General features: G+C 49.8%; 14 protein-coding genes. 1 reads left to right on the top strand and 13 read right to left on the bottom strand.

The annotated features are described in order from the left end of the window. Positions 1 to 130 precede the first annotated feature (130 nt). A complete protein-coding gene (locus tag MHB54_RS13280; protein WP_028540967.1) occupies positions 131 to 337 on the top strand; it encodes a hypothetical protein in 207 nt (68 codons plus the stop codon). Here MHB54_RS13280 and MHB54_RS13275 read toward each other — a convergent pair. From MHB54_RS13275 to MHB54_RS13215, 13 genes are all read right to left on the bottom strand, one after another. After that, positions 306 to 1,112, bottom strand: a complete 807-nt coding sequence (locus tag MHB54_RS13275; protein WP_025723163.1) for an MBL fold metallo-hydrolase — start codon at positions 1,110 to 1,112, stop codon at positions 306 to 308. The genes MHB54_RS13280 and MHB54_RS13275 overlap by 32 nt on opposite strands. A 6-nt stretch (positions 1,113 to 1,118) precedes the next feature. Further along, a complete protein-coding gene (yycI, locus tag MHB54_RS13270; RefSeq protein ID WP_076295147.1) occupies positions 1,119 to 1,883 on the bottom strand; it encodes a two-component system regulatory protein YycI in 765 nt (254 codons plus the stop codon). 18 nt (positions 1,884 to 1,901) lie between these two features. Then, positions 1,902 to 3,242 carry a YycH family regulatory protein gene (locus tag MHB54_RS13265; RefSeq protein WP_340981633.1) on the bottom strand — a complete coding sequence of 447 codons (1,341 nt, stop codon included), beginning with the start codon at positions 3,240 to 3,242 and terminating at the stop codon, positions 1,902 to 1,904. Then, positions 3,239 to 4,993, bottom strand: a complete 1,755-nt coding sequence (gene walK / locus MHB54_RS13260; RefSeq protein ID WP_371263083.1) for a cell wall metabolism sensor histidine kinase WalK — start codon at positions 4,991 to 4,993, stop codon at positions 3,239 to 3,241. The genes MHB54_RS13265 and walK overlap by 4 nt, the downstream gene beginning before the upstream one ends. Before the next feature lie 71 nt (positions 4,994 to 5,064). Further along, positions 5,065 to 5,796 (bottom strand): response regulator YycF, encoded by a 732-nt coding sequence (gene yycF / locus MHB54_RS13255; RefSeq protein ID WP_025723159.1) that lies wholly within the window; start codon positions 5,794 to 5,796, stop codon positions 5,065 to 5,067. Between the two features lie 232 nt (positions 5,797 to 6,028). Next, on the bottom strand, positions 6,029 to 7,552 hold the full coding sequence (locus MHB54_RS13250) for a M23 family metallopeptidase (RefSeq protein ID WP_023991125.1): 1,524 nt from the start codon (positions 7,550 to 7,552) through the stop codon (positions 6,029 to 6,031). 323 nt (positions 7,553 to 7,875) lie between these two features. Beyond that, positions 7,876 to 8,532, bottom strand: coding sequence for a hypothetical protein (locus MHB54_RS13245; protein WP_340981631.1), 657 nt, complete (start codon positions 8,530 to 8,532; stop codon positions 7,876 to 7,878). Positions 8,533 to 8,679: 147 nt separating this feature from the next. Further along, entirely contained in the window at positions 8,680 to 9,396 is a 717-nt protein-coding gene (locus tag MHB54_RS13240) for a GntR family transcriptional regulator (protein ID WP_023991127.1), read from the bottom strand. A gap of 27 nt (positions 9,397 to 9,423) precedes the next feature. Next, entirely contained in the window at positions 9,424 to 10,431 is a 1,008-nt protein-coding gene (locus MHB54_RS13235; RefSeq protein ID WP_264454331.1) for a CehA/McbA family metallohydrolase, read from the bottom strand. Beyond that, the gene (locus tag MHB54_RS13230) at positions 10,424 to 10,891 is read right to left on the bottom strand and encodes a hypothetical protein (protein ID WP_023991129.1); all 468 of its coding nucleotides are present in this window, start codon (positions 10,889 to 10,891) and stop codon (positions 10,424 to 10,426) included. The genes MHB54_RS13235 and MHB54_RS13230 overlap by 8 nt, the downstream gene beginning before the upstream one ends. Next, positions 10,888 to 12,402, bottom strand: a complete 1,515-nt coding sequence (locus tag MHB54_RS13225) for a hypothetical protein (protein ID WP_264454330.1) — start codon at positions 12,400 to 12,402, stop codon at positions 10,888 to 10,890. Before MHB54_RS13225 ends, MHB54_RS13230 begins: the two co-directional genes overlap by 4 nt. Before the next feature lie 31 nt (positions 12,403 to 12,433). Next, entirely contained in the window at positions 12,434 to 13,276 is an 843-nt protein-coding gene (locus MHB54_RS13220; protein WP_069080191.1) for an ABC transporter permease, read from the bottom strand. Between the two features lie 2 nt (positions 13,277 to 13,278). Then, a complete protein-coding gene (locus tag MHB54_RS13215) occupies positions 13,279 to 14,448 on the bottom strand; it encodes an extracellular solute-binding protein (protein WP_025723151.1) in 1,170 nt (389 codons plus the stop codon). Positions 14,449 to 14,530 lie beyond the last annotated feature (82 nt).

The raw sequence follows: 14,530 nt of genomic DNA, 5'->3' as shown, positions 1-14,530 counted from the left end.
TCGATGAGAGCCTTCCTTCAGAAAGCTTTCCGTTGTTAGCTTTATTGTATCACAGCACCCAACAAAACCACAGGCAGAACCAAGCTCATTGCACGCCATTTCTAAAATATTTTTACAGGAGGAATATATGATGAATTCACATCGTTCGGCTATGGATGAAGTTCACATGGCTGCCAAGCTTGCGGATTTGAAAGACGAGCATTACCGCAATACACTGGCGCTAAGTACATTGATTGAACTACTGGTGGACAAAGGCGTAGTGACCCGTGAAGAGGTAGAACGCAAAGCCGCCGAGCTGGACAGCTTTATGGCTCACTTACCTTATCCCAAGGTGTAGGACGATCATAGTACGTATCGCACAATCGAAATTCACTGTCCTTGTAAAAACAGCCGCGGTCTTCCATCGCCCCACGTACAGTCAACTTCGCAAGTTCCATCATATTGTGGTCGCGGCTCAAATGTGCCAAATACGTTCGCTTCGTACGTCCTGTCAATAGCTCGCTAAGAATCGCGCCCGCCATCTCATTGGATAAATGACCGATATCACTGAGAATACGGCGCTTGATGTTCCACGGATAACGACCCATACGCAGCATTTCCACATCATGATTAGACTCCAGCACCAATACATCCGCGTCTGATATCGCCTGTTTCACTTTGTCGCTGACATAGCCAAGATCGGTCGCTACACTGAGCTTCTCTGCCCCATCATAAAAGCTATATCCTACAGGCTCAGCCGCATCATGGGATATGCCAAAAGACTCCACGCGTAATGACTCAAATTCCCGCGTTGCGCCTGTCTCCAATATTCTGCGGTTATCCTCTGCAATTTGCCCAACAGCATTGCTGATGGCAAACCATGTCTTCTCGTTAGCATATATAGGTAAATTATATTTACGCGCCATGGCGCCTAGTCCTTTAACATGATCGGAATGCTCATGCGTGACCAAAATACCATCCAACTCTTCTCCGCTCAGATCGCGTTCTTTCAGCAATTCGTCAATACGCTTCGCGCTGAGACCTGCGTCGATGAGCAATGTCGTGTCTTCGTTCCGCACAACGGTAGCGTTGCCGGTCGAACCGCTCGACAGCACGGTAAATGAAATCCCCATATCTGTTCAAGACCCTTCTGTATGTTCTGTCTTTGGACTAATGACATCTCCGTTCATCTGCACATAATACACACCTTTCCCGTTGTCCAGCATAAACCGCCACACGGGGGCAGCCACCTGGCTATCGGAGTTAAAGGTCTGTCCGTAATAACCGAGCCGGATATCCTTCACAATCGAGTCGCGCGGCAAATAACCGTCAATCAGCCTTGCCAGTGCTTTGGACGCAGGCAGCATTTTCTTTGCCTCATCCGAAGGCTGGAGATCGACCTTAATTTTGCGATACCCTGTAATTTTCTGATTGCTGTAAAACAGAGCCAGCTTCACATTAAATAGCGGCCACTTGCCCTGTACCAACGGATGGAGCACAAAAGCATCTGCTTGTCCGGATGCCAACTCCTCCTGAACATCCAGCGGATCATACTGGAAGTTATCGATATCCTTGATTTGTGGCTCCAATGCCTCAACTAACGCGTCATGGGTGAATACCAGTTTGCTGTCCACCGGCTTCACCAGCTGCACACGATCATCCTTTTCTCCACTATGAACGTATGTGTAAGAAAGTTTAGGCAGCTGCGGGGTATCCCCGGGAATCGGAGCCAGCACCTGAATGCTTTTCTCTTCCATTAAACGCTGCGTATTTTCATCCAATGAAGTAAAATCCAAATTCGGCCCTACCGTTTCCTGCGCGTCATGCCACAGTTGATAACTCAATACCACATTGAGCAGCAAAAATGTACAGATCAGTACGTTTTTGGCGCGGCTCCAATCCATTCCCGTTCCCCCTTCCTGTCACCTCTTTGTCTCCCGGTCTGGCTGTGTTTGTGTTGTATTCGATGCTGTCGTTACAGGGACAGCATGAATCTCAGCAACAGAACCGTCACTGAGCGTAACGCGCCACTCAGGAGAAAGCTTCAATCCATCATTAATCAGCTCCGGCTGATATACAGGAGTCAGTTCTCTAATCGTCTTCCCTTTGCCTACAGTCTCCAGTTGCTTTTTCAAGGGCTCGCCGCCCGGCAGCATAACCTTCTTTGAGGATTGTTCTCCTCCCTTGAGATACAGCAACGAACGTTCATAGACAGAAGCCGTTTCCTGCTGGATTTGCAGCGAAATCGTACCAAAGCGGAACGATGGTGTGTCCAGCACTGGATAAGCACCATAATACTGCTGAAACATCACAGTTGTACGATTTTCATCACTGCTCTTCAATTTCAGCTGATACGAAGCATCCCAACCACCATGCTGATTTACAAAATCAACCGCGGCCAGCACATCCCTAATCGGACTGCTTCCACCCGCCCCCGGCGCACTGGGATCGGTATAGCTCATCCATCGTTGCTCCTGCTTGATTTGCAGACTACGCTTGCTGTCCGTATAAATTTGGGAGCCGTCCTTTTCCTGAATATTGCGCGTAATCCCCGGATCGAAAAACAAATTCCGCTGCATTTGCTCCGTCGTAAACAACCCGGCATACACCACAGGCTGTGTAGTTTCCAGGTCATTCACGGGAATGTAGTACTGATTATCCACCAGCTCGTACAACGGGGCATTTTTACCGAAATTCACATGCTGCCGGATGTCCTCTACCGTCATATCGAACTGGTTCGCCTCATACACCACATCGCCTCTGGCACTGAAAAAGAGCGCGTGCGGCTTGGCATTCTTTTCATCTATATAGATCCAGATGCGGTTAATCGTCTCTCCCTGAAACACCGAATCCGGCGTCAGACGCATGACCCGCTCCAGTAATGAAACCGGGACCCCGCCTGAAAAAGATAATTCGATGCCTTCATTTTCGCTGCGAATCCGCGCCCAGTCTGCCGATTGAATACTTCGACGTTGAAAGTTGTTAAAGCTTCGGCTTTCCAGCCGTGTATAAATTAAATCGTAAAAAGTAACACCCGGATAAAAAACGGTATGCTTCTTCTCACCTTGGTGAATGAGCATTTTATCAGGAAACACGAGGTTCTCAATCTTTTTCTCCTGTCCCATGCTTTCGGTTTTGACATAGTTCGTTTCTGAAGTGAGTACAGAATCACTGCCCGGAAGGCGGTAAATCAAAAAATAAGTCTGTATCAGGCTGGAAGCAACCAGCAAAATAAGCGTCCAGGACTTCAAACGTTCCTTCACTGTGCTTCCCTCCCTTCACTCGACATGGGTAGCGTAAAGGTCGTACAGGTTCCCTGACCATATTCCGACTCCAGAAAAATCTGGCCCCCATGCGCCTTTACAATTTCCCGGGCAATCGAAAGTCCCAACCCCGTGCCGCCCATATTGCGCGATCTCGCCTTGTCTACACGATAAAACCGTTCAAAAATCCGGTCCAGATCTTTTTTGGGAATACCAATCCCGGTGTCCTGTACCGAAATGGATAGCATCCCCTCACTATTGCGGCGAGCTTCAATCCGAATACTCCCGCCATCTGGCGTATATTTCAGCGCATTGGACATCAGGTTGTCCAACACCTGCTCAATTTGGTCCCGGTCGATCACGACCTTACCGATTCCCTGCTCTACGAACATCCCTGAGCGAATGTGCTTTTGCTTCATTTGAAAAGAAAACCGATCTGCGACCTCGTCCAGCATCTCCATCACATCTGCAGGCTGCATCCGCAAAGGTGCCTCATTGGAATCGAGCCGTGACAGATGCAGCAAATCCGTAACCAACCGGATCATACGCTCTGTCTCGTTGCGGATCACGCCCACGAAACGCTCCGCGAGCTGCGGTTCAGCCATCGCGCCGTCATCCAGCGCCTCAGCATAGCTGCGGATGGTCGTCAACGGAGTGCGCAGCTCATGTGATACATTCGCTACGAATTCCCGCCGTGTCGTCTCCATCTCCTCCTGCTCCGTCACGTCTTGGAGTACGGCAATCGTTCCCGTAATGCCAAATTCCCGCCGATGAATCGGCGTGAATGTCACACGGATAACAATGGGTTCATCCTGACCGGCTGGCTCCAGCTGCAAGAGCGTGGAGGCCGAAGAGCCGCTATACAGGGCCTCGGTTTCCTCCGGGTCGATCCCCAGCAGTACCGCGATATGCCTTCCAGTCATTTCGTTCTCGTTTACGCCCAGCATGGCGCTGGCCCGACGGTTGACTAGAATGACCCGGCCATTGTCATCAGTAGCGACCACACCGTCGCTCATATTGGTCAAGATGGAGGAGAGCTTCTCCTTCTCCTCTTCATTTTGGGACAGCGCCTCACGCAGACGGCCTGTCATATAGTTAAAGGCCACGCTGAGCCTGCCGATCTCGTCATCACCAAATACAGGCATCTGCTGGTCGAATTTGCCCTCGGCAACCTCCGTTGCATGACGTGTCATCACCTTAATCGGGTGCGTAATCGTGTGGGCCAATACCACGCCCAGCACAGCCGTCAACGCGAGCGCAATGAGCATACCTGAGAGAAACACATTGTTAATGCGTTTCATCGTATCGTAGAGCTCGGTCATCGAAGCGGCGATGTACACCGCGCCGACAATCTTGCCTTGGCTGATAACAGGCTTGGCGACGACCTTCTTGCGGATATTATCCTCGTCCACCATGTATTCCTCGTTATCACGGATACCTTGGAGTGCGCGGCTGACCACTGTCTGCGTGTTTTTGCGTCCGACATAATCGGCGTGTGAACCCTGAGAAGTAATTAACACTTTACCGCTGGCATCCAGCACCTGAATTTCCGCGCCGCTGAAATCAAACAAATTATTCACGCGTGCACGCAGGCTTTCCACGCTGTCTTCTTCCATTTTGCCGTCACTGCCACTCAGATCCTGCTCCGCCAGCACGGACAGCATCTCCGCCCGTGCTTGCAAATCCTGCGTAAAATTACTCGTAAGAGAGTTCTTCATCGAGCTGACAAAGTAGACCCCAATCAGCTGCATGGCCACCAAGATAAGCAGCACATAGATAATAATCAGCTTTGCATGAATGGTACGAAAGAAAGACAGCCATCTCATGCCCGCAGGCCACCTTTGCCCCCGCTCACGATATATCCAAGGCCACGGCGTGTCAGGATGGTCTCCGGCTTGCTCGGGTTCTCCTCAATCTTCTCGCGCAACCTCCGAATGGTCACATCCACTGTCCGCACATCCCCGTAGTATTCGAAGCCCCACACCGCCTGGAGTAAATGCTCCCGCGTCATGACTTTTCCGGCATTCTTCGCCATGTAGTGCAATAGCTCATACTCACGGTGCGTCAGGTCAAGCGGTGTTCCGTTTTTGTAAGCTGTATACATATCCGTATCAAAAAAGAGGTCGCCCACGCGCAGCCCCTGCTTATCCTCCTGCGGTCGGCTTTCCGACGCGCCTGCCCCGCCGCGTTGCTGTCTGCGCATCTGTGCCTTCACCCGTGCCAGCAATTCCCGTGTGCTGAACGGTTTTGTCACATAATCGTCCGCGCCCAACTCCAGCCCCAGCACTTTGTCGATTTCGCCGTCCTTGGCGGTCAACATAATAATCGGCGTCTGGAGCTGATGCCCACGTACCTCGCGGCATACATCCATGCCGTCCATGCCCGGCAGCATCAGATCCAGCAGAATCAGGTCAGGCTGCTGCTTGACCGCGATATCCACCGCGCTGATTCCATCGAAGGCGCAAATCACCTGGTAGCCCTCTTTTTCCAAATTAAATTTTAAAATATCAGCGATTGGCTGTTCATCATCCACTACCAGAATCGTTCCCTGCATATAGCGTTCACCTCTCTTCACGGATCATAATTTATAATTAACTTACGTTTGTCAGTACCTATAAGATGTTTATTCTATTCTATCATACCCGTGAGCCATTCCATTACTTCTCTAGACCCTTTTCTTTACGCAGAAAAAAACCATGCCTGCACCTAATGTTAAGCATGCAGAAAAACATGGCCTTTCCCTTTGATTCTCATAAATCATGTAACTCTCGATATAAACATCCAATCTATCTTAAATACGTCATTGGATTGCGTGGCGTATTATCTTTACGAATTTCAAAATGCAGATGCGTTCCGGTCGAGCGTCCTGTGTTCCCCATGACCCCAATCGATTCGCCTTGCTGAACCACCTGTCCTACATGAACGCCAATGCTGCTCAAATGCCCGTACACGGTTTGGTAGCCGTTGCCATGATCAATCATAATGACATTGCCGTATCCATTCTGCTGACCTGCAAATGATACCACGCCTTCATCTGATGCGTGAATATCAGCACTACCGACCAAGTCCACACCCTCATGCATACGTCCCCAACGTGCGCCAAAGCTACTCGACATCGATGCGCCGGACACCGGCCAAGCGAACTGTCCTGAGCCTTCTCCCACGACCTTCGTCCCTCTAAGAACCACCTCAGTAACAGACGGCTGCAGCACCTTTTGACCGAGCCATTCCTCTTGCACGACCTCGCCGTTCTCCTTGGTCAAACGATAGTCCATCTCTTTAAGACCTGCTTGTCCCGGTCTGACTACTTTGGTAACTCCTGCCTTCAGTTCATCGCTCTGGCGAATCTCAACCTCAGGCTCGATGGCAATCTGTTCGACGACCTTCTCTACTGTTCGCACCGTAACCGGAGCCTTCGGAGCAGTAAGCTTCAATTCGTCCCCAATTTGCAAATACAGCTCACGCGAGCCAGGGTTGTTCTGCTTAATCTCCCAAGCGGTCATATTAAATTTAGTTGCAATCGACGACAAAGAATCGCCTTCTTGCACTGTATACGTGATAGGAGCCTCACGCCCCTCAGTCAACACTTTGACTGCTTCTGCCTCCGTCAGCACCTTGTTCGGGTCTGCTTTCACAGGCTCGTACGCGATTTTCTCACGGATACCGGCAGACTCCAGCCATGCTTTAGGGGTTTTAGTACTAGCACTCGCATGGCTGCTGCCCACGGATGTTTTGCGAACCAGCCCCTTGATGCCTGTAGATGTACCCTCACCCACAGGTGTGTACTTCTTCTGTACTTGTTTTAAAGCCGCTTGTGCAGTCGCTTTGTCCTTTACAATGCCAACCGTCTGACCGTTGACCTTCACTTCTACCCCTTTGGCATACGCTGTCAGCATACCGTCCAGCTTCTTCAGCGTGGCCGCGCTGTCGATATCCGCTTTATATGCCTTCTCAATGCCTGTCGTTACCGCGCTCGTATTGAGCACCATATCGACGCCGGGATACTTGTCCTTATATTGTTTGCTCTTCGTTGCGTACAGCTGTTTAAGTTGTTGCTCATTCAAGATATTCCCGACCTCGACGCCTTTTACATACACTTTATAATAAGGAACTGTGTTAGCCCCGACATACTGATTACTCGCAAAAATAAGACTGCCTGCAATCACCACACCGCCTGCCGTCCAGCTCAACCACTTTCTCCGACCGCTCCACCACTTTGCTATTTTCCCCGCTTCCACAGCAGGCTTGTCTGCAACGTTTGAGTCTGCATTCCTGCTGTCTGGTGAATCCTGCTCCCTCAAAACCTTCATGACTCTCTCCTTTTCAGCATATCTTATCTCTATATAAATGCGTTCGTTATTGGTCTTTCACACTATGAATCTAGCCTGTATTCACAAGCATCTATGATATTAGTCGCTATCTACCATTGCATAGTTGCGTAAAAGGTTTCAAAAATTTAACCTTTTCACAACACTGTTTACTTTAACATAGCCTTTACAAAGAATTCAACTACACTCCAGTTCCTTCCTGACACGCAAAAAAATCCGCGCATGGCGCGGATTCTACAGTCCTATTTTGAGCATAAACATTTTCCATGAATTCATCGTTTATTATTCAAGATTTTGCAAAATACTCATTTAAGCAAATCCATCAGCTTGTTATATTCCTCTTTGGTCAAATACTTCGCAAGCACCTGCTGAATATCCTGAAGCTCCTGCTCGGTGAGACCGCCTTCCATCGCAGCTGATATTTTCTGCATCTCCTCCGGCGGTAGCTTATTCATCAGAATCGCAAAAATTTCCTGCTTCTGTGCAGCCGGTAAGTTGTTCTTCTTCTCCGTCAAATGGTCGGGCGTAATCACTAAATCATGGCCTTCAATACTCGTTCCGGGTGTAGCTGTACCTTCTGCCTGCTTCCGTGACTCGTTGCCAGTTGTTCCAGCCGACGTGGCCCCCTCCTGAGATACCTTGCCACTGGCTACGCCACCAGCCTCACTCCCGCTTTCTTCTAAGCCCTGTCCCATGACAGGCAACGCATCATCAGGCGGTGTTACACTTCCCGAGCCACTTCCTGTCGTCTTGTTCTTCCCCGTGTCTGTGCTTTGGTCAGTACCAGCGCTGCCTTTTAGCCAACCCAATCCCCATATGGGCTGATGATCAAGCTGAATGTTAAACTGCCGTAGCAGCGATTGAACATAAGCATTAACGACTACACCTGTCACTGCCAGCGTTAGTGCGCTAACCAACACCACCGTCATTCCTTTTTTGAGCAGCCATCCAAGCCACCTCATATCCCGTTACCTCCTTATACGCATCCTGCCATGTGTGTATCATCATGAAGTGCATATAGATCAGTATTGACGAGATATGACGATTTTTAACCCATGGAATATGTAAAACTAGCACAATTCAATAGAAGATGCCACATTCTGATTGAATCAGCGCGTACGACGCACCCAGAAACGGAAAATGTCACTGCGGACATAATCCAGAGAATACAGCACCTGCCTGTTCATTTCATCATAGTGAAGCTGCTTCAATAGTAATACCGTAGCCTGCGGATGCTTCAGCAGACGTGTCATATGTGCGTCGTCATAGTTGGGAACGGTAAGCTCGGAATACGCTCCGACGATTCGCACCCCCGCCTTGAACTCAAGACTCTGAAAAAGCGAGCCTGAAAAAGAGTCACCTTCCAGAATGGGTCCGGCTAATTTCTCTGGCATCCAGTTTATAGAGTGGGCTACAGCCTCTCCGTTGGCAGTGCGTGTACGCTCTAGAGCAATCATGGGCTCATTCTCGGAAAGTCTCATCTGTTCGGCAATATCAGGAGGACAGACCGAAATTCTCTGAATGGATTCCAGCTGCTCGTCTTCCCGTAACCCTGCCGAACGAATCATGTCCCCGATGCTGTACAGGCGGTCCAGCGAGCTTGGAATACTCGGCAGCGGGCAAGTAGCAAACGTGCCACTCCCGTGTTTTACAAGCAGCTTACCTTCCGATTCCAGTTGGCGGATAGCTCCCCGTAGCGTCGTACGTGAGACACGAAACGATTGGGAAAGTGCAGTTTCCGACGGCAGCCGATCCCCCGGACCCATTTGATTAACCTTCATATATTCTTCTATAAGCTGCTTTATGTTCTCTTGTTTTGTTGACACCGTCCGAAGCCCAGCCTTTCTATTGTGTTAAGCCATATAAATCGGATTCGTAAAAGCAATCATCATCACGCAGTCTTCCATGCAGCCGTAAAGCTCGGCTCTTATCCAGCCCTTTCCTAGCGGATCTTGCAATGACAGCGTATATTCTCCTGTTTGAGCAGGGATCTGAATCTCGGAGCATATTCCATGACTACTTGTCAGCAGAAGACGAAGATTCTGAGGCTTGAGGTTATAATGGGATGCTCTTGCTTCCACATCCAATTGAACCGTCACCGATAGTGAATCCTCTACAGTCAGCTCTATACATTCGCCGATGTGATAACGATTTTCTTTGCCCTTAATCTGTGCCCACATCGTCAGTAACGGTCCCATCGTAACTGACACTGAACCGTGGCGAATCGCCTCAACTGCCCGGCCTGCTAAACCTTCTCGCTCTTCTGCTTCATCATGAACACCCAAATACGTAACAGCCGGAAGCGCATCATCTGGTTTAGATACATGCCAGTCCCGACCGCTTACCGCAGTGATGCGATACCCCTGATTCAACAAATCGGTCCACATGGCAAACGCCCGCTGGCTATCTCGCTTAATAGATGGCATAAGCGTTGACCAGACCTCTATATAATCCACCTCATGCCAATCCTGAATCGTGTATTCCCAAAAGCACCCCGTACAGATCGGACTTCCAATCCTGAACGGATGGGCAATCCCTGCAATGCCTCCCTGCTCATGCACCTGCCGAATCCCCTCATGGATGTCATCTGGTCCCAGCACACGCCAGTCGATAAAGCGGTCAACCCCAAGCGTCAGCATGTGCCCGTAAAAGGTCGTCCACTCCATCCCTGAAATGATCGGGAGACCGAACTGCCGCTGAACCCGTTCCTGATCCGCAAGTGCCGATTGCGTGTTGTGATCCGTCATAGCGATACATTCAAGCCCGAGATTGGCTGCACTTTGGGCCAGCTCCTCCAGTGTTTGCTTGCCGTCGCTGTGAAGCGTATGGGTGTGAAGCTCAGCCGGAATCCATTTAAGCATATGCTGCTTCCTCCCCCAATACATGAATTTGGTAGGCAAGCGTCTCGGTCACAACGGCATGCAGACTGACCGTAATCCGCCACATGCCTGGCGGATGATCTCCTGCAAGGAATCCCGGGGAAGCCGCAGACGAACCGAGCCAATGCTCCTGCTGCATCTCGGGACGGTGCGCATTTCCGCGGTGACGGAGAGGATCATCGACAGACAGCGTTAATAAATTTTGCAGCGGTATATACTTCTTCCATAGATCGGATGAATGCCCCGGCTCTTCGTATCCGTATTTGCTCATGCTCTCCTCAATGATTTCTCGTGCTTGCTCTTGATCCTCCAATAACTTGGGCGTGTAAGAGAAGTGAATACGGATCGTTTCAGTCGGCTGTGGAATATGAAAAGAGTACGTAATATGGCTCTGGGTGCAGGTTCTGTCGACCGTTCCTTCCACATACAGTAGTCTGCTCATGACTCCCCATCCTGGCTAGACGGTTCATCCACAACATGTTTCACCATATCATTCACAGTATGTTCTTCATCACCCGACATGTCTTTGTCTGCCGCCCACAAAACACCCACGGGTTGAAGCCGCGTCAGCTCAATCACCCGGTCTGTACGAATACCTGGAAACTGCGGGAGATTATCTTCGTTTAACGTAAAAGCACACAGTCCGACCACTTCCATGCTGTCCGCACCGCCTTCCAGCAATACGGCTCTGATTTCAGCTATATCCTCAAGCACAGCTTCTCCAGACAGCTTGACCGTGGTAGAAAAATGTGACTCTGCACCCTCATAAGCGGCTCTAAATTCCCCGAGTCTCAGATCATAATGGCACGATGAATACCACTGCTCCGAGCCGTGAAGGCGAAGCTGGACATCGACACAGGCATCCTCCTCACGCCGATTGAAGCCAGGTCTGGACGCTGGAACCGATTCTCTGCCTGAATCCCGCAAGGGGCGTTTGGAAGTCTGTATAAACACATAGCTACGCTGGTGTGCAAGTGTAATGGAAGACGCTTGTGATGGCATTTCCAGCTCCTGCTGACGTTCCATCTCCCACCCAGTGACCTGATAGGCAAAAGGAAAACGACTCATGACCGCCTCACGTGGCTCTTCCTCTGGTTTCCAATGGAAAGCAGGCGGCAGCATAAAACGATAGTCCGATGAAATGTCATCCTTAAAGTTTCCGTTGGTTGTTGCGGATTGGAGAACAGGATGCCCGCCCAGATCATAATTCCCATTAAACGCAGTCGTATTATGATGTGCCCCCTGGAAAACAGCTTCCAGAACATTGTCCTCTGCATCTAGCTCTACGCGGTACATCCATTCGATATCGGTGGTTCTTCCCCATTTGCTCATAAGCAGCGGCGCGGGCGTTCCCTCATCTTCATGGCTGAACATCATCTGGTATTCGATGACCGTCTTCCCCTCGTTCACTTCTATGGAATAGAACAAAACAAGCGGTGTATCCGTAAAGCGATTCTCATAGGGATGTGACAGATTACGGCCATATAAAAGCGGGGTATGGCGATAAATCAGCGATCTTGGAGAGGAATCAGCCACGCAGCGCAGTTCAACCCCGTCGATCCATGCTCGAGATACAAGCGGAGCCGATTCCAGTTCGCGGAATTCGGCATAGACCTCATAATCGCCTTCTTTTAGATATCCCAACAAACGGGTGTACACTCCCTGACTGCTACCATAGTACAAAATGACATCTTGATTATAGGCTTCATTCAGGTAGAGACGTACGAAGGCAGATTCTCGATCTGTCGCAGCCCAGTCACTGTCCGATCTGGCGAACAGATCAAGCTCCGCGTATCCGTCTTCTGGCATGGAGAACCTAAACCGAAATCCGTTTCCCGGACTGAGCTCAACCTCCGCCTTGTGTAAGGCAATCCGATAACCGCAATCCAGCAGATCCTTTTCCCACGCTCGCCCACTAAACCCGGTAATTTGCACCTCTGCTTGGCTGTTCATCCCTGTAACCTCCTTAGTGTATAACGGCGGTCTAGCTGGCATCCGTATCCTTCACCATTGTCCGAATATAAAAGTAGCCCATAAAAGAACACAGTAGAAACATAAACACTGCCATTGCACTGGCCGTATGCGTCTCCTGATAGCTGGAAAACACCTGCTGCATCGCAACACCCAGCACTTGTGGTGAGTTGGCACCGATCAGGAAGGGAGCCGTAAAGCTGCCCATGATTCCCATAAAAATGAAGGTCACCGCAACCCACATCGTTTTGTAGGAAAGGGGTAAAATAAAGCGCCCAAACAGCTGCATCGTGCTGGCTCCGGCATCTCTGGCACTTTCGACGACAGCGTTTGGAATGCTGGCAAGTGCCGAGCTGAGCAGCATGGTTGCGAACGGAATGTTGAACCACAAATTAGCCAGCACCAGCCCTTTGTAGTCATAAATAATCCTCGGAATCGTCTCAATGCCAAGCGGCAGCAAAAGACGTGCAGCCCAACCGTGATTACCATACATAGTAATGATCGCATACGTTGCAATTACACCGGGAACAAACATCGGAATAAAATACAACCGACCTATCCACTTCACGACAACCCCTTTACCGAATCTCAGATAAACCGCCAAAGCATAGCTGATGACCAGAGTAAGGGCCGTCGAGACTAACGTGACATTAATGGTATACATGATATTTCTACGCATGGCAGGTTCCGTGAACAGCCGAATATAGTTGGCCAGACCGTAGCCCGTTCCATATTGATCAATCAAGCTTTCCTTTACGGCATAGAGAATCGGAATAATAACGACGACCAGCAAAATGAGAAAAGACGGGATGACCAGGGCAAGCCCCAGCATCCCCCTTTTAGACAATGAACTCATGATCAGCCGCCCGCTACTTCACTTTGCCAGCGTTTGTAGATTTCCTGCTGAAGCTCTCCGCTATTAAAGCTGCGGTATCCAGAAGATACACTGTTGAATTTCTCTTGCAGCTCCGTTGGCATCAGATTCCACTTAATCCCCGGATAGCCGTACATTTTATTAATAACCACCGTTTGCGCTTCAGGCGTCAGTATATAATTCAAGAATTCCTGAGTTGCTTCTTTTTTGGAGGAAAGCGAAGGAACCATCAGATAAGAGGGTCCACCTGTAAAAGCAGGGTCGATCTGTGTCAGCTTCACCGTGTCTGGAAGCAGCCCTTTAGCCAGTTGTTCGAGCGCCATATCAGACCAGGCTGGAACCATGTCTACCTCTCCACTTGCCAAAATATCAAGCGTACCTTGGTTTTTCTTAGGATAGACTCCTTTTTGGTACATTGAAGGGCCCAGTTCCTTGAGCAGTGAGAAGCCTTGATCCCATTTCTTCATATTTGCCGGATCATCACTGTTCATCGCCTCTGGCGGAAGGAAATTATAGATAACCGTGTTCACAAACGAGCTGCCTGATCCACCTGTGGACGGATCATTATAGGCAAACTTGCCCGGATGCTGGCGAATCCACGTGTACAGCTCGTCGGCTGTTTTCGGAGGTGTCGCTACTTTTGCACTGTTATAGGCAAGGACAACCGAAGAGGCACGGTATGGAATGGCCTGATTGTTGACTTGCTTGAGATATGTTTCATCAACATTCTTCAAATTTGGAACCTTGGCAGCATCCACCGTTTCCCACAGTTTCTCGCCTACCCCTTTGGTGATGTCATCCAGACTGCCTTCGTACAGGTCGATATCTGTATCGGTTTGTCCGCTTTTCTTGGCTGCGATCAGACGATCCAGTGTAGATGCGCCTCCGGTCCCTGCTGGCAAATACACCAGTTTGACCTTAACGTGATCATTTTTAGCTTCAAAGTCCTTGATTAACGTTTCCCACAGCTCTTTGACGTTCAGGGACCCTCCAGTGTACAAGGAAATTTCCGTCGTTCCCGTAGCCGCTCCCGCTTTTGTAGACTTGGCTTCCCCAGTAGCCGTGGCGGCATTACCGCCGTTTCCACAGCCAGCCAACAACGATAAACTAAGTACCCCTGCCAAAACCAGACCCATATTCTTTTTCCCAAACACGTTGTTGCCTCCTTTAGATAGTTGCACAAGTTCGCAGCATCACCAGATGATGCGTTCGTGATGGACATTGATGCGATATAGA

The sequence above is a fragment of the Paenibacillus sp. FSL M7-0802 genome (genome assembly GCF_038004945.1).
Lineage (GTDB): Bacteria > Bacillota > Bacilli > Paenibacillales > Paenibacillaceae > Paenibacillus > Paenibacillus polymyxa_B.
Note: the sequence above shows the minus strand (reverse complement) of the source record. Positions and strands in the feature narration are given on the sequence as shown.